The 16,591-nt window shown below is 63.3% G+C and carries 10 protein-coding genes; 2 read left to right on the plus strand and 8 right to left on the minus strand.

Translation table 11 applies throughout. The features are described from left to right. Positions 1-246 precede the first annotated feature (246 nt). Together IPM16_12805 and IPM16_12810 are read left to right on the plus strand one after the other, a co-directional pair. Positions 247-696: a GNAT family N-acetyltransferase gene (locus IPM16_12805; GenBank protein MBK9123977.1), complete on the plus strand. Its 450-nt coding sequence runs from the start codon at positions 247-249 to the stop codon at positions 694-696. A gap of 217 nt (positions 697-913) precedes the next feature. Continuing rightward, the gene (locus IPM16_12810) at positions 914-1,993 is read left to right on the plus strand and encodes a DUF2961 domain-containing protein (protein MBK9123978.1); all 1,080 of its coding nucleotides are present in this window, start codon (positions 914-916) and stop codon (positions 1,991-1,993) included. Between the two features lie 150 nt (positions 1,994-2,143). Here IPM16_12810 and IPM16_12815 read toward each other — a convergent pair whose 3' ends face one another. The 8 genes from IPM16_12815 to IPM16_12850 form a co-directional block, all read right to left on the minus strand. Continuing rightward, complete coding sequence (locus IPM16_12815) at positions 2,144-3,265, minus strand: Gfo/Idh/MocA family oxidoreductase (GenBank protein ID MBK9123979.1); 1,122 nt, start codon at positions 3,263-3,265, stop codon at positions 2,144-2,146. Continuing rightward, the gene (locus IPM16_12820) at positions 3,262-5,739 is read right to left on the minus strand and encodes a hypothetical protein (GenBank protein MBK9123980.1); all 2,478 of its coding nucleotides are present in this window, start codon (positions 5,737-5,739) and stop codon (positions 3,262-3,264) included. The genes IPM16_12815 and IPM16_12820 overlap by 4 nt, the downstream gene beginning before the upstream one ends. Positions 5,740-5,784: 45 nt before the next feature. Beyond that, positions 5,785-8,445 (minus strand): hypothetical protein, encoded by a 2,661-nt coding sequence (locus tag IPM16_12825; GenBank protein ID MBK9123981.1) that lies wholly within the window; start codon positions 8,443-8,445, stop codon positions 5,785-5,787. 9 nt (positions 8,446-8,454) lie between these two features. After that, a complete protein-coding gene (locus IPM16_12830; protein ID MBK9123982.1) occupies positions 8,455-9,792 on the minus strand; it encodes a right-handed parallel beta-helix repeat-containing protein in 1,338 nt (445 codons plus the stop codon). Continuing rightward, on the minus strand, positions 9,789-12,137 hold the full coding sequence (locus IPM16_12835; GenBank protein MBK9123983.1) for a hypothetical protein: 2,349 nt from the start codon (positions 12,135-12,137) through the stop codon (positions 9,789-9,791). Before IPM16_12835 ends, IPM16_12830 begins: the two co-directional genes overlap by 4 nt. A 1-nt stretch (position 12,138) precedes the next feature. After that, positions 12,139-14,094, minus strand: coding sequence for an ABC transporter permease subunit (locus IPM16_12840; protein ID MBK9123984.1), 1,956 nt, complete (start codon positions 14,092-14,094; stop codon positions 12,139-12,141). Beyond that, positions 14,091-15,014 carry a sugar ABC transporter permease gene (locus IPM16_12845; GenBank protein MBK9123985.1) on the minus strand — a complete coding sequence of 308 codons (924 nt, stop codon included), beginning with the start codon at positions 15,012-15,014 and terminating at the stop codon, positions 14,091-14,093. Before IPM16_12845 ends, IPM16_12840 begins: the two co-directional genes overlap by 4 nt. A 210-nt stretch (positions 15,015-15,224) precedes the next feature. Beyond that, positions 15,225-16,568, minus strand: coding sequence for a sugar ABC transporter substrate-binding protein (locus IPM16_12850; protein ID MBK9123986.1), 1,344 nt, complete (start codon positions 16,566-16,568; stop codon positions 15,225-15,227). Positions 16,569-16,591: the final 23 nt, after the last annotated feature.

Here is a 16,591-nt window from a genome sequence, read left to right on the forward strand (position 1 = left end):
CTCGTGCCGTTTTCGGTCTAGTGTCTACAGACCTCAACGGCCACCGGGCCGACGTCCGGCGGCCGCGCGACGTTGCCCTGCTGAAGCCTTCGGGTATCCACGCTGCCAGCGATCCGTTTGGCCGCCAGATCACCCAGCCACGCAGCGCACGGTCTAACACCTGTCGGATAGATTCGCCGTGCGAGTTGACATCGACCCGGATATCCCCGTGAATATGAAAGGGGTTTGATTGAACTCGGGGAACTCATGAACGCTTTGCGCTTCGTCCGCTTTGGGGCGGAACATCTGCCAGTGTTTCAGAGCTGGTTCGAGGATGAGGCAACACGCCATTGGTTGAGCACGCCGGATCTCCGCTGGTTCGAGTTCGTCACGACTGATCCGCAGACGTTTGCGTGGATGATCTACGACGGGAACGTACCGATCGGGCAGGCTCAAGTCGGTCACTACAATGACGACTCCCGTCAGGCGAGCATCGCTTGTGCCGTCGCGCCGGATCGCCGCAATCGAGGATATGCGACGCATTTGCTGCACCACCTTCTACGCCAGACGGAACTGGCTGACGTCGAGCAGTTTCACGCCTTTGTTCACCCTGACAACGGGGCGAGCGTGCGACTCGTGCACAAGACGGGATTTCAACTCGTTTCACCTCAACCGGATGAGGACGGATTTCTGCATTACGCTTGGTTTAGGCAATAGGTGATGAGTGTTGAGATGCTGACAACAGTTTCTCACGAGCCCCCGAGGTGACAACAAATCAGTCTCTCGACATCCGACCATTGGCTTAGGGGTGGTTGCGCAATCTCCGCAGGGCACCGATAGCCGCAGGAACGGAGTCTGACGCTGCCGCGGTGTTCAGACTGCTCCTGCGATGGATATACTCGTCGTGCGACGAACCCCTCAGGAGCGATAGGCGATGTTTAACGGACTGGGCATGCACTTAGGGAACTTGTCTCGCTTGTCGAACGCGGTTACGCGATCCATAAGTGCGGAGAACTTCACCGGCGAACCGGGCAAGGGCGGCATGGCGACGGACGGCACCGGAGCGCACAACTCCCGTGAACTCGGGCAAGGGTGGAAGGTGTCGCCCAGCATTCATCTGCAACCGGCCCAGACCACCGTGCTTGCCGACATCGCCGGGCCGGGTGCGATCCAACACATCTGGATCACCGTCGCGCCCGAGGCGTGGCGTAAGCTGATCATCCGGTTCTACTGGGACAACGAAGATGCGCCGTCGATCGAAGTGCCGCTGGGCGACTTCTTCTGCAACGGCTGGTGCGAACGCTGCAACGTAACCTCGCTGGCTGTGGCCGTCAATCCCGCCGGCGGCTTCAACGCGTACTGGGAGATGCCGTTTCGTTCCCATGCGCGCATCACCATCGAGAACCTGTCGGGTGAGGAGATCCGGGGCTTCTTCTATCAGATCACCTACACGCTGACCGACGTTCCCGATGACGCCGCCTACCTGCATGCGCGGTGGACGCGCAGCAATCCGCTGCCGTACCAGACTGTCCACACGTTGCTCGATGACGTCCGCGGGCAGGGGCATTACGTCGGGACGTATATCGCGTGGGGCGTCAACAACAGCGGCTGGTGGGGCGAGGGCGAGATCAAGTTCTTCATCGACGACGATGACGAATTCCCGACCATTTGCGGGACCGGCACCGAGGACTACTTCGGCGGGGCATGGAACTTCGAGTTTCCGAAGGGGCAGTACGGCGTGTTCTCGTCGCCGTACTCGGGCATGCCGCAGGTCACCGCGCCGGACGGGCTGTACCGGAGCCAGCAGCGGTTCGGCATGTACCGCTGGCACATCACCGACCCCATCCGCTTCCGCGAACGCCTCAAGGTGACGATACAGGCGCTCGGATGGCGCAGCGGCGGACGCTATCTCCCGCTTCAGGACGACATTGCCTCCACGGCGTTCTGGTACCAGACCGAACCGCACGTTCCCTATCCGGCCCTACCGGATATCAACGGCCTCGAAGTGATCTAGGCAGTTTCCGGGTGAGGCGCCGCCCCATACCCCGGCAGGAGTTGGCACTCCTGCACCGCCTTACTCGCGGATTTGAGCCGTACGCGGCTCAAATCCGCAGATAAGGGAGTCCAGAGGGCGTAAGCCCTTTGGTCCAATATCTCTGCCGGCTCACAGGCCGATCTCGTGCAGCAGCGGGGCGATCTTGACCGGCGCGCCGGTACGAGCCGACCGTTTGACCGCCTCCATCACACAGAACGTCTCGAGGCCTTCTTCAAGCCCGGGCGAATAGTCGTCACCCGACAGCAGCGCCTGCGCGAAGTACTCGGTGTAATTCGCAAACTCGCCGTAGTGCATGCCGTGGACCTCGTTATTGAAGTAGACCCCGCGCTTGCTGTAAAGCATATCTTCGGTGACTTCGGTGCCGTCCGGCCGTGTATAGGCGTACTGCATATCGTGATACTGCGCGCGGCTTGTGCCTTCGGCGCCGAACAGCACCAGCTCGATCGCATTGCGGACCGAGGGGAGTTCGCGCAGCCCGTAATGCCCCATGACGCGACCGATACGGCCATCGGCCGACTTGACGTTCACCACATAGATGTCGTGCGAACGCACACCGAACTCGCGCGCTAGCGCCGATTGGCTGCCGTAGGCGCTCACCTCATCGATCCGGCCGAGGTACCAGCGTGCGAGGTCGAGCGGATGGCTCAGGCCGAGGTACACCCAGTCCGTGCTGTCCGCGACCCACGGGCTTTTCTCGTAGTACCAATCCATGCGGTGAATGTAATGCGCGTCAAGGCATTCGAGCGTGCCGAGTTCACCGGCGTTGAACGCACGGCGCTGACGCTGGAACGACTCGAAGAAGCGCGTGCTTTGCCCGACCAACAGCTTGCGACCGGTGCGCCGCCCGGCCTCCAGTACCCGCCGCGCCGCCTCGACCGAGTTGACTACCGGTTTCGTACAGATCACGTGCTTGCCAGCCTCGAACGCCTGCACGATGTGGTCGGCGTGGACGTGGTCGGGCGTGTAGATCGCCACGATGTCGACATCGGGCCGGGCCAACATTTCGGCATAGTCCGCCGTGTAGAACAGGTCGGGGCAGTCGCGGCGGGCGGCTTCGATCTTGTCGACGTTGAGGTCGCAGCCGGCCACCGCGCGGGCGTGCGGCGCACGGGTTGCGTCGCCTGTTACCAGCCCCACGGTTGGCGGGATGACGTGGTTGAGCGCGACCAGCAGCGTCCGGCCCTCGTGCAGGCCGATCACGCCGACGCCCAGCCGTACAGACTCGCTCATTCGTGGCCCTCCACGCGATGCACGGTCGCCCACACGAAGCGGAACTCGTCCAGATTGCGCGGCATCTTCCGTCCCATCTCGATGTCGGCATAGAGCGTCGCGATTTCGCGCGGGCGAAGCGAAACGCGCGCCGTGCTGTATGGCGAATCGCCGGCCGATACGTCGATCTGTTCGGCTGTCTCGCCCAGTAGGTTTGTCTTGTAGAGCGACCCGACGCGCCCGGGTAGTCTGAGTTCGACGTCCGCGCTGCTGCCGTTGAGCTCGACAAGGCGGATCACGAACGGGAAGCCCATGCTGGTTCCCGCGTAATCGTCCAGACCGCGCGCGTTCTCCTCGGTCTCGCGGTACAGCGCGGTCACTGCCACGCCGTCCCGATTGATCGCCAGCGGGGCGAACCGCTGCGGAAGATCGCTGCTGTCGCCTTCGGCAACTGCGGTCAGGGCGGGCCGGCGAAACTCCTGCGCGAGCTTCCACCGGTCGCTGTGATTGAGCCGGCCATGCGGCACCAGACGGAAGCGCGCGTCCAGCGAGTCGATGAAGTAATCCTCGTCCCACGCGTCGTACATGGTCAGGATATTGGTGACCGCGAGACCATCGCCGTCGACCCGCTGCATGGCCTGACTGCCATCGTGAAGATACAACAAGCCGCGGTTGTCGTCGGCGATGTCTAGCAGGCTGTAGGACGTGAACGGGTTGATGATGTCCTCGAACACCTGCGGCGATGTCATCCACTCGCCGGTCGGGTACTTGCGCAGGTACTTGCCCTCGGCCCGGATTTCGCTCACGGCATACGGCTGATCGTGAATGAGGCGGGTCCCTGTCTGTCCTGTCGCCACGCGGGTCTGAAGGCCGGCACGCAGCCACGGATCGGGCCTCGGCAAGCCGTTGGCCGAGTAGCGCACATCGACAGCGTCGATCTCCGGCGCGAGCGAAAGCTCGATCGTCACGGCAGCGCCGCCGCGCCCTGTGCGCACGATCGTGATGCGTTCACCGGAGACTATCACCTCGACGCCGTCGAACGTGTCGACCGCGCCGCCGTGCGTCATCTGAAGGTCGCACAACGTCAAGCCGTCTGCAAGCACGCCTTGCGGGAAGTCGGTGCTGACGATCTGCGTGATCACGCCGCGCTTGCGGTCCACCGTGACGCGCAGCGGCCCCCGGCTCAAGCTGGCGGTGTCGGGCGTGAGGTCGGCGACGACGGGGGCTGCGTCCTGTGCCTCGCTGTCCACCACGGCATAACCGCACGCAGGCAGTTCGGCCAGCACGACGGCCCCGCCCGGCGTCGTGACCGCGGCCGTGCGCGTCCACCCAAGCGGGTTGTAGGCGACGATGCGCCCCGCCGGTGCGTTGACGCGCTTTGCCAGCAGCGCCAGTGCGCGGTTCAGCACCTCGCGCGAAAGCGACAGGCTGCGTTCGTACGAGAACTTGCCGACGTGGCCGCACAACCCTTCACACTCGTCGTTGTCGTGATGCTGGGCGCTCAGCAGTTCGCGCCACGCTTCTTCGAGTTCCCACGTCGGATACACGTCCCAATGCGGGTACGGACGGCCAAACAACCCCATCAGCGCGGAAAGCGACTCGGCAGACAACAGCGTGTCCTCGGCGCTGCGGCTGAGCCTGCGGAACACGTCGCCGTTCTTGCCGAGGCTCATGCCGTGAAACACGTCGTCCATGGTGTAGCGCCGCGTCTGAGCGTGCTCGCGCGCCACTTCGAGGTACTCCGACAGGGTCGCGAAGCGCAGGTCGAAGCGTGGGTCGGCCATGAGCGCCTTGAGCTGCGGAAGCAGCAGTTCGGAGCGGCACATCCAGTCGGGCGACGGCATGAGCTCAAGCCACTGGACGATGCCCGGCGTTGGCATCTCGCGCAGCAGCGAGCTGTCGAGCAAGCCGGCGAAATCCTCGGGCCACTGGTGCAGGTTGAGGGGACTGCGCGGCGCGGCCAGCAGCATGCTGCCGTCGACGCCTTCCCACCAGATCGCCGGCAGGTTTTCGCGCGGCACTTCGGGCGTGTGCCACGTCCACTGGAAGAACAGCGAGGCGTAGTGGAAGCCGACGCCGTTCAGAAGCTGCGGAAGCTGCGGGAAGAAGTCGAACTCTTCCTCCCAGAATGTTCGCGGGCGCACACCGAGCAGCCTGATCGCGGTGCGCACGCCGTAGATGCGCTGGCGCACGTTCGATTCGCCGCCGTGAAACAGCCCGTAGGGCTGCCCGTACGACGAGCCGACGACTTCGATCTGGCCGCGGTGGATGGCGTCGCGCAGGTCGTTCAGCGCGTCCGGCGCCTCGACCGCGAGCTTCTCGTAGCCGATGCCCTCAAAGTTGACGTTGCCTTTGGCGCCGGTCTCGTTGCAGAAGTGCAGCATATCGCGCGTGGAATTGGGCATGACGTGGTAGCCCCACAGCCACTCCATGTCCACCCAATGCATGTGATTGCCAAACGTGTAGTAGAGGGGAATGCGGCTGGTCGTGGTCATATTGAACTCTCTGGTTGAAAGAATGGCGTGAATTTCGCTGCTTGTTTAGTCCGACAGGTATTTGATCGACTCGTGGAGAAGATGCCGCCCCGCGGCGTGGTCGGCGAACACACTGATCTGATCGCCGGCGCCCCCTGCGAAATTCAGGCTGGTCGCCAGCATCGCCCCGCTGCCAAGCCGGGCTTCGAGCAGGTAGTCGAGCAGGAAGAATTGGCGGGCGTCGAGGCGCTGGACGATCGGCACGACGGTGCAGTCGCCGCCCACCTGCGCCTTGAACGCGGCGGAATCCAGCGCGTAGTCCGGGGCAAAGCTGTAGAACTGCAAGTCGGCGTACCCGTCGTGCGGGAACGCGCGCAGGATCGGGTGGTCGTACAGCAGCTTGATCGATTCGCGCCAGAACGGGCAGTCCGTCGACGGAAATGCGCCCGCGCCGGGTTGGATCACCAGTGCACGGCCGCCATCACGCACGAATTGGATCACTTCAGGTGTGGCAGCGCTCGTAACCAGCACGCGGTCGGCGTCCGCCGGGTGCTGCACGGGCGTCGCCTCCCTGACGAGGTCGTCAAGCGCGGCCAAGCTCCCGGACGGATCGTAGACGCAGACCGGCGGCCACTGCTGGACGCTCGGATACGCCCACAATGGCCACTGGTTGCGAATCGTCTGGCCTGCATCGAGTTCGACCTCAAGCCGGTACTGCGCCGGCTCAGATTCTTCCGGCAGGCGCAGGCCGAAACCGGCGACCTCCTGCGGCCGCCCTGCCGGCAGAGTGGTATCGAGCACGATTTCTCCGCTGTCGATGACGTGTTCGCCGCTGCCGACCAACCGCCAGCGCAGCGCACGCGCGTCGAGCGGCGCGCCTGCGTTAGACAGCACGACGCGGAATTCGGCCAATGCGCCAGCCACGTGATTGAACCGATCGCGCGGGGCGGGCCGGTCACCGCCGTGACGCCACACGCGGGCCCGCCCGTGTTCCAGCGCGAGGACGGCGTCGGCGTTGAACTGGCGAAACTCGGTCGCGGCGAATTTCGGGCGGTGGAGGTCGTCAAAGACTCCGGATGTCGTCATCGGCGTGTCGCGCAGGCCCGTCACCACATAGCCGCCCATGCCAGCGCGTGAGCGCACGTGCTCCAGAATGAACTTGCGCACCATGAGCGACTCTCTGCGCGAGATGTGTACCAACTGCTGCGCACTGAACGGCAGACCCAACTCCGCCATGCGCGTTTCCTGAATCGCATAGCTCCAGCGATGCAGCCCGCCGTCGATGCCCAGCAGATCGCGCCAGTACGGTCGTGTGCCGCCGTTGGCCTGCGTGATCTCGTTCACGTCACGAAAATCGTCGGAGTCGCAGAACTCGCCAAAGATCCACGGCCTCGGACGGCGCCAATCGCGGCTGAAGTGGTCGACCAGCGGGCCGAAGTAGTGCAGGTCGCAGTAGAAGTGATAGTCGTTGAAGTCGGCGAAGTCGAAGCTCAGGCCGCTGTACGCCTCGCCCGATCCGCTGTTGTCGCAAATCATCGCGCCGGTCGTCGCTGTGCGGGCCTGTGTGTTCAGGTTGTCCAGCAGCACCGCGTCCGCCATGTCGCTACCGAGTTCACAGCCCAAGCTGTAGATGACGACCGATGGGTGATGATGGACGGCGGCGAAGATGTCCGCGTATTCGATCACCGCCTGCTGTCGCAAGTGGTCGTTCATGCGCTGGTACCACAGGGGCAGTTCGAGCCAGAGGAGCATGCCTTCTTCGTCGGCGATCTGAAACAGGATGTCCGGCGGGACGAACAGACAGAGCTTGACGAGGTTGAACCCCAGTTCGCGCACACGCCGAAACTCGTCACGGATCGACGCTTCGCTGAGGGTCGGGGCCAGAGTCGCCGGGTCCCAGCCCCAGCTCAGCACGCCGCGCAGGTGAATAGGCGTACCGTTGAACAGAAGCTGTTCGCCGTCTGCGCTGAGCTGGCGGAAACCGAAACTTCGCTCGGTCGTATCGGCGATGTCGGCGCCGTGCCGCAGCGTCAGGACGAGGCGATACAGCGCCGGGGACTGCGGCGCCCATGCTTGCGCGTTCGGTACGTGCAGTGTCGTCTGGAACGATCCCGCAGCAGGTGCTTGTTCGCTGGCGACGACGTTTCCAGCCGGATCGGTAATCTGTGCGGAGACGAACCAGTCCTGTGCATCAGCCGGCAGCGTGTCCAGCGCCGCCTCGATCGCGACGCAGCCGGTCTGCATGTCCGGTTCGATGTGCAGCGAACTCACGTGAGGCGCGCGCCGCGCAATCAATTCGATGCTCTGCCACGGCCCGCCGAACGTGAGCGATACATACGGGATGAACCCGACCAGTACGTCCCGGAAGTGGAACTGCGCGTCGCCCTTGCCCGGCTTGATCACCCGCAGCTCGATCTGGTTCGGGCGGCCGGCCAAGGCATGTTCAGTCACGTCGATCTCAAACGCCGTCCACAGCCCCTCGTGTGTGCCGGCGAGCGCGCCGTTGACATAGACCTCGGTGAAATAGCTCACTGCGCCGAAGCGCAGCACGACCCGCGCGCCTTCCCACGACGCCGGAATCTCGACCGCGCGACGATACACGGCAGGGCCGTACACGTCGGCCGGGTAGCCCTGAACCTCCCACACGCCGGGCACCTGAATCGTGCCGGTATGATCCCCCACGCTGAACTGCCACTCACCATCTAGCGACATCGATTCTGGCGGCATGGACAAGCCCTAACGTTTCTCTATGTCTCTGGCGTTGTCGTCGAATGTGTTCTGGCCGACTGCGACGCCGGGATCGCCGACCAGCAGCAGCGCGGCCTCGACGTTGGCTGCGAAGGTGTTGCCTTCGACCGTGCAATCGCGTGCGCGGCCGAAGCGGGCGCCCACCCGGTTATCGCGGAACGTATTGCCTCTCAGGCGGAAGTTGTGCGACTGCGCATCGGGCGACTCGTCGCCGGTGGTGCCGTCGAAACCCAGCCCGTTCGATTCGATCATGTTGTCTTCGATGTCGAAGTTGTAGGGGACTTCGTGGCCGGGCCAGTGCGGCAGCACCTCGCCGCCGCGCGTCCACAAGCGGATGCCTTCGCCGTTCAGCCGGATACTGTTATTGCGAATCGTGAAGTCGTAGGCGTGCTCGGCGGCGATGCCAACGAAGCGGTTGAACTCGATGATGTTGTCTTCGAGCACGTTGTCCCACGAGTAACCCATCCAGAAGCCGTAATTCGACCGGCTGCAATTGTTGCGCCGGAAGACGTTGCCTTTGGAGAACGTCGACTCGATGGCGTTGTTCGGGCTGAGCCGGCAGTCGTTGTCCTCGAACAGGTTGTCGTTGCACGGGGTCACGCCGCCGGGATGGTAGTAGCCGGCCACGAAGATGCCGTCGCCGCCGCATAGGCAGCTGTTGCGGAGCACCTTGTTGCGCGACGAGTTGATGACGAGGACGATGGCCGCGGCGTCCGCTTCGACGCGGACCGAGCCGTCTTCGGGGCGGCGGTAGACGCGGTTGCAGAAGTCAATCTGGTTGTCCTGCACCACATTGTCGCTGGAATCGTGCAGGTAAACGCCCCAGCCGCTGTTAAACGAGGCGTTGTTGTCCTCGACCATCAGCCCGGAGCATCGGTACATCATGAGGCCGTTCATCTGGTGCTGCAGATCGCAGCCACGTACCGCACCGCCCTGAACGTTGTTAAGCAGGATCGCGCCGCCGTACGCCTTCTCGACCTCCAGCCAGTCAAGCGTCTTCCACAGGTAAACGAAGGTCGTGATGCCGTCGACTTCGGCGGTGTTGCGCACGGTGACGTTTTCGATGACGAGGTCGCGGCACGCGTCGGCGCGCACGGCGTGGTAATAGCCGGAGAGGTACAGGCCGCGAACCGTGACGTTGCTGTGCCCTTGCACGCTGATTCCCGCGCCGGTTTTTGCCCCGCTGATGATCTGTGTGTCCTCGCCTTCAAGCGTCACACCGTCTGCGCCGATCGACAACCCGTTTGGCAGGACGTATACGCCGGGCGCGAGGCGCGTGGACTCGGTGACGACCATGCCGTTTTCAGGAACAACGTTCACTTTCACTGTGCGCCTCCCGCTGCGGGTAACTGCAACACACGGTGCCACGTGAGCCGGACCAGCCCGGCAGTGGCCGCATACAAGGCCGCGCCGGCCATCAGCGCCGCCGAGAACCCGATCTCGACCGCCAGAGCCATCGCCAGCACGGAGCCGACGACCGATGTCACGGCGTTTGCGCCCCAAAACGCCGCGATTCCGCGCGCATCGGCTTCATGCGCGACGCGCAAGCCGCTGGGGAAAGGCATGCCCATCACGAAGCCAAGTGGCAGAATGGCGACCACGGTCACGACGATGCGCACTTCGAGGCCGAATGGCAGCGCCCACCCGATCAGCGCGGAGTAGACAGGCAGCGTCAGCGCGACGACCACGGCGACAAGCGCGGCGATGATGGTGACGCGGCGCGGCAGCGCGGTCAGCGCGAACCGGCTGCTGAACAGGCTGCCAAGCCCGCTGCCCAGCAGCATCGAGCCGATCACCACCACCAGCGCCAGCGACGGCTGACCGAGCAGCAGGCTGAAACGTTGGATCAGCGGAATCTCGACCAGCAGGTAGGCCGCGCCCAACAGCGCAAAGAATGGCGTCAGCACGGCGCGCTTCCAGTGCATGCCGTCGTTTCGCACGAAGAAGAAGACGGCCCACGACAGATACACGAACGCCGCAGCAAGGCTGACCAGCAGCAGATCGCTCAGGCCGGATGGCAGCCCCGGAACTAGTTGGTAGAAGAACGGGCTGTCGTCGGTGGTCGGGCTGTAGTCGAACAGGTCGGCATTAGCGGCGACATACCCTTCAATCGTGACGGCGCCGGTCGCCAGCCCCTCCAAGCCGATTTCCTGAAAACCGGGGAGGTATAGCAGGCCGACGTCCATCGCGCGCGCGGCCTCGACATACGCGCTGGTCTCCTCTGGAGTCCATGCCTGCCGCCGGATGGTGACCAGCGCCGTGCGCGACTGGACATCGCCCGACCTGCGGGTTGCGAGCGCCACGCGATCCAACGCCTCTTGGATCGTCATGCCTTCGCCTTGCAGCATGTCCAGCGCCGCGACGATTAGCTTGATCCCCTCGATACCCTGATGCGTCACAAAGGCGATTTCGCCTGTGTCGCTCAAGTGCGTCCAATAGGCGTGAAGCGCCTCGCGCGTGAAGACGTAACTTTCCGAGAGCGCCGAGTGACCGGGCGCAGCGGCTTGGCTGTAGACGACGTTGCCGTAAATCAGGTCGTAGGCCTGATCGGTTCGCTCGACGAAGTTGCGCCCGTCCGCGACCACGGTCTGCACGCCGGGGAGGTCCAGCACGCCGCCGTTGAAGTCTGCCGTGTCGCGGGTCAAGTCGACCAGCGCGGGGTTGATTTCGACCGCCGTGATCGACCCGGCCCCGGCCAGCTTTGCCATCAGCACGTCGCGCCCCGCGCCCGCCCCGATGATGAGCACGCTGCGATCGGCGTTTGGCGCCGTGGCGAACGGGAGGTACTCGATCTCCCGCCGCATCCAACCGATCTCGTCGTCGCTGCCTTCGTAGCGGATCATCAAGCTGCCGGCGCCGGCGTCCGTGAAGACGTAGCGAATCGAATCGTCGCCGAAGGTCGCCATGTCCAGCCGTGCGAACGGATCCCAGCGGGTTTCGAGCACGGCGACTTCGCCGGCTTGCATCAAGTGGATCAGCGTCTTGTCGGGCGGGGCGTTGGCGATGGCTCCGGGCGAGAATTCGATCAGTCCCACACCGCGGTTGAGCACGAATCCCAGCGCGAGCAGACCGGCGAAGATCAACGACCGGACGCGCAGCGTACGCGACGCACTCAGCCACGCGAGGATCACGCCCCCGACGGCCGCCAACACCGCCAGCGCCAGAATGAGATCGAACCCGCCGAGCCAACTGATCGCCGCGAACGCCGCCAGCAAACCGACAGTCGCGCCGAGCAGGTCGGCGGCGTACAGCGTGCCCCCCGAACGGGCGAACGCCGAAAACAGGCGCGCATTCACGAAGCCGATCCCGGCAAACGGCAGCATCGCCGCCACAAATGCGACGATCGTGCCGTCGGCGGAGCGCAGCCACCCGATGGCGGCGGCGGCCACCACCAACAGCACCGCCGTTACACCGGCGGCCGCGGTGAGCTCGGCCCACTCGTTTGTCCGTGTCTTGTCGCGTCTGCGCAAGGTGGCGAAGGCAGCGCCCGCGCTCAAGCCCAGAATCGACACCGATACGACCAGAAACACCGACTGATACTGGAGAATGACCGAGAACACGCGTGTCAGCGCGATTTCATAGGCGAGGCCGGCGCCGGCGAATAGGAAAATCGCCGCAAGTCCGGCGCGAAGCTGTCCAGTAATTGCGTTTGAACTCGACTCGATTTTCAACCTAACCCTTTAGACCCGTGAGTTGGATGCCCTCGATGAAGTACCGCTGGGCAAAAAAGAAGATCACGATGATCGGCAAGATGACCACCATCGACGCGGCCATCAGCAAGTGGAACGACGTGTTGTACTGCCCTTTGAAGAACGCCAGCCCGAGCGATACGGTGTACTGCTGCGGACTGCTCAGGTACACATACGGCTCGAAGAACGAATTCCACGTCCACCAGAACGTGAAGATCCCGACGGTGGCGAGCGCGGGCAGGCTCAGCGGAATGATGATCTTGCGCAGAACCTGAAGGGTCGATGCGCCATCGATGCGTGCGGCCTCTTCCAGTTCCATCGGAATCGACATGAAGAACTGGCGCAGCAGGAAGATCAAGAACGCGTTGCCGAAGAACGCCCGCACGAACAGCGGCCACAGCGTGTTCACCATGCCGAGTTTCTGGAAGATTTCGAACGTGGGGATGAGCATCACCGGCGCCGGCAGCATCATCGTCGAAAGGAGGATCATGAACAGCGTGTTCTTGCCCGGGGCACGCAGCCGCGCGAAGGCATAGGCTACGACCGTGACAGAAAGAAAGTGACCGATGAGGTTGAGCACAACAAGGATGATCGAGTTGCGGAAGAACGTGACGAACGATGCGCCGCCCAAATCCTTCGAGAGCGCGTCGATGTAGTTCTGCAGGCTGAAGTTCGTCTGCAGCACAGGCGAAGGCGACTGGCTCGGCACGTCGAACGCGCTCGTGATGGCCGACTGCTTGACGATCAGGTCCATGTCTCGCCGCTGGCTGACGATTGCGACGGGGATGCGCTCCTCAAACTCGACATAGTCGTCGCGGTAGCTCACCGATACGCCGTCGAGATTGGCGACGAACGGTTGTGCCAACTTGCCGAGTGGAGCGAGCCGCAGCGACGTCACCTCGTCGGTCGGGATCACAAAAGATTGGGTACTGGTCGCCACCAGCACCACCACCTCGCGCTGGGTGCCGTCCTCTAGCGCAGCCGTCGCAACGCGCATATCCGGCGTGTCGTTGATTTGGCGCGTCTCGACATCGGACAGCGCGCTGTTGGGTACGGCGAACCCCGATTCTCGGGCGACGCCGAGGTCGATGATCGGCTGCCACGACTCGGCGCTCAACAGCACGTACTTCTCGTCCTCAGGGAAGCCGGTGCGCGTGTAGATCGGCAGTTCAGTGCTACCGAACTGGCCCATGCCTGCGCCTTCGATGTTCCCTGCCGGTACGAGCTCCGCCGAAGCGGCGACGTCTTTCGGAGCGACCACCGTGAGTTCGGACTCGGGGCCGAGCGCCAGCAGTGTGACTCCTTCTTCCTCAAGCTCGCGGCCCTGAAGCCGGAAACCGCTGGCCTCGAGCGTCGCGCGCCCGCCGGCGTTGACTTCGTCGAGCGGCCGGATCGACGCGATCGAACGCAGCGCGTCGACCGTGGCGATCACGAGATTGCTGCCATCGCGGGAGATCGCCACCACGTCTTGCGTCGTGCCGTCTTCGGCGGTCCACGTCCGCACGTTGAGTACGGCGCCGTCAACTTGTAGGGACTGCGGCGCGCTCAACTGATCGGCAGGGACGGACAGCAGTTCAGGCAGTTGGTTGGCGTCGACCACCGTAGTGAAGCGCCGCACCCCGACTTTGATGACCTGCTCGTCCTCGCCGGCCGGGTTGGTCACCCACCACAGCGGGAATTCCTGCGTGGTGCTGCCAGCCGCCTCGTGAATCCACATCGAGGGGATCCAGATCGGGGGCTGGGCCAGAATCTGCCACTCCGGCTTGAAACTGGACGTGAACATCCAGAACAGCGGGAACAGCATGATCGTGCCGCCGATGAACAGGACCAAGTAGGTGAACGCCCGGCCCATGCTGCGGGTCACGGGCGATCCGGCGCGCCGGACCGATTCGACGTGTTCGAACGTGGTTAACGGTGAGGAGTGCGCAGCGTCCGTCATGCTTTCTCTCTCTCCGTTTCGTAGTAAACCCAAAGGCTCGATGAGCGAATAATCAGGAGTGTAAGTGCCATGATGACGACGAACAGCACCCACGCCAGCGCCGACGCGTACCCGAGGCTGCCCATCTGGAAGGCCTCCTGATACAGGTTCAGCATGTAGGTCAGCGTGGCTTTGTTCGGCCCGCCGTTGGTGAGCACCAGCGGTCCCTCAAAGATCTGCGTCGCGCCGATGAAGCCGAGGACGACGTTGAAGAAGATGGTGGGGCTGAGCATGGGGATCGTGATGTTCCAGAACCGCGCCCACGGCCCTGCGCCGTCGACCTCTGCCACCTCGTAGTACTCTCGCGGGATGTTCTTCAGTCCGGCGAGGTAGATGATGACCTGCCCACCGACTGTCCACCAACTCATGAAGACCAGCGACGGCAGCGCCCAGTCCTCGCTTGTGATCCAGCCCGGCCCCTTGACCCCGATATACCCGAGCAAGGTGTTGATCAGCCCGTACTGCGGGTTGAACACGTAGAACCACAGCACGGCGACCGCGATCGGCGCGACCACGGATGGCAGGAAGTAGACCGTTCGCCAGATGCTGATGCCGCGAATCTTCTGTGCAAGCAGCATCGCGATTCCGATGGCGATGACCGTGCTGCCGGGAACGCTCCCCAGCACGTACAGCCCCGTCACCTTCAGCGAACGCCAGAAGTCGCTGTCGTTGGCCAACCGCGTGAAATTGTCGAGTCCGATGAATACAGGCTCGCGGCCGATCTGGTACTGTGTCAGCGCCAGATACAGCGAGCGGCCCATCGGATAGGCGATAAACAGGATGAAGCCCAGCAGCCACGGCGAGATCAAGATATAGAAGGTGATGGCCTCGCGGCGGGCAGCAGGACTCATATTTGCAAATGGACGTCGAAATAAAACCATTTCTCCCCCGGCGCAATCTCGGCCCAAGCCTCGGTCTCTGGTTGCAACTGCACACCAGAGATGCTTCAGTGATTGCGTGCGCTGCCGACGAGTCAGGAACCCAACGGACACGATGACAGTACGGGCAGCGCCTTCTCAAGAACAACCGGCGCGACGGGTTCAGCGGCCCGTCGAAGCGAGCCGCTGAACCCAATCGGGCTAAACGCGTGTTTACCCTTGCTGATCCATGCAGGCCTGATACTCCGGCATGCGTTCGTTCACCAGTTCTGCCACGTCGACGTCCGCGCCGTTCTCCCCGAAGAGCACCGCGGTGATCTCGCTGCCTGCCGGTGTTCCCACGCACTGCAGGTAGTAGGGATTCTTCAGGTCGTCCAGCGAATCGAGGTACTCGACCTCGTTGAGGAACGTGCCCCAGAACGGGTGGTCAAGCTTGTCTTCCATGATGATCGGCATCGACGACAGCGCATGTTCGCCGTACTGGCGCTGGCCGATCTCGGTCCCGAGCGCCTTCAGCAGAAGCCATGCGGCATCCGGGTTCTCGCTGGTCGGAGCAAGGCCGAAGCCCGCCCAGCAGACCGCGCCGTGGTGACCGCCTGGGCCGCTCGGCATCGGCAGGATTGCGTATTCGAAGCCGGGCTGTCCTTCGAGCATGCCGAGGAACCACGGGCCCATACCGAACACCATCGCGATCTTGCCACTGAGGAATTCCGGCATCACACCGTTCGGCAGCGAACTGATGTAGTTGCTAGTCGGTGCTACGTGATACACGTGAACCGCGTCGCGCATCCACTCGAGGGCCGAGATCACGCCTTCGCTGTTGAAGTAGCCGTCCAGCGTTGTCCCGTCATCGCTGATGGTGTGCGAGCCGAACGAGTAGATCGCAGTCTGGAAACCGCGCCACCAGTCACCCCGATGATCCATACCCCACTGAACCACGTTCTCGGGGTCGAAATCCGGGCTGGCCGCGTTGTTGCCATTGGCGTCGACTGTGAGCTGCATAGCGACGTCGAGCAGGTCATCATACGTCCAGTCTTCGGGGATCGTGATGCCGGCAGCATCCAGCAGCGACTGGTTGGCATAGATCGCGACCGTGCTGTAGTCCTTAGCCAGCACGTACGGATCGCCCTGATAGAAGCCGTTCTCGTAGACGCCCTGATAGAACACCTCGGACGGATCGAAGCCGTTTTCGCCCTCGATGTAGGGACGCAGGTTGGCCAGACCGCCCGATTCGACGTAGAGCGGGATGTAGCTGGAGTCAACCATGTAGACGTCGGGGAGTTCGCCCGAGGCGATCAGGGTGAGGATGCGGGTGTGCCAGTCACCGCCCGGGTTGGGCTGAATTTCTACGTCAATATCGGGATTCTGAGCTTCGAAATCGGCGATGGCGGCCAAATGGCGCTGGTTGCCGTTATCGTCATCCCACGAGCCGAGCGTGACGAGGGTCCGGTCTTGGGCGAACGTGCGGTTAAGCGATGCAAATCCGATCATCGCCATGAAAAGGCTTGCTACGACGAGTATCGATAGAAACGTTCCGGTCCACTTGCGGCGATACATATTGTTGTCCCCCTTAGAAAAAA

It is taken from the genome of Candidatus Flexicrinis affinis (assembly GCA_016716525.1).
Taxonomy (GTDB): domain Bacteria; phylum Chloroflexota; class Anaerolineae; order Aggregatilineales; family Phototrophicaceae; genus Flexicrinis; species Flexicrinis affinis.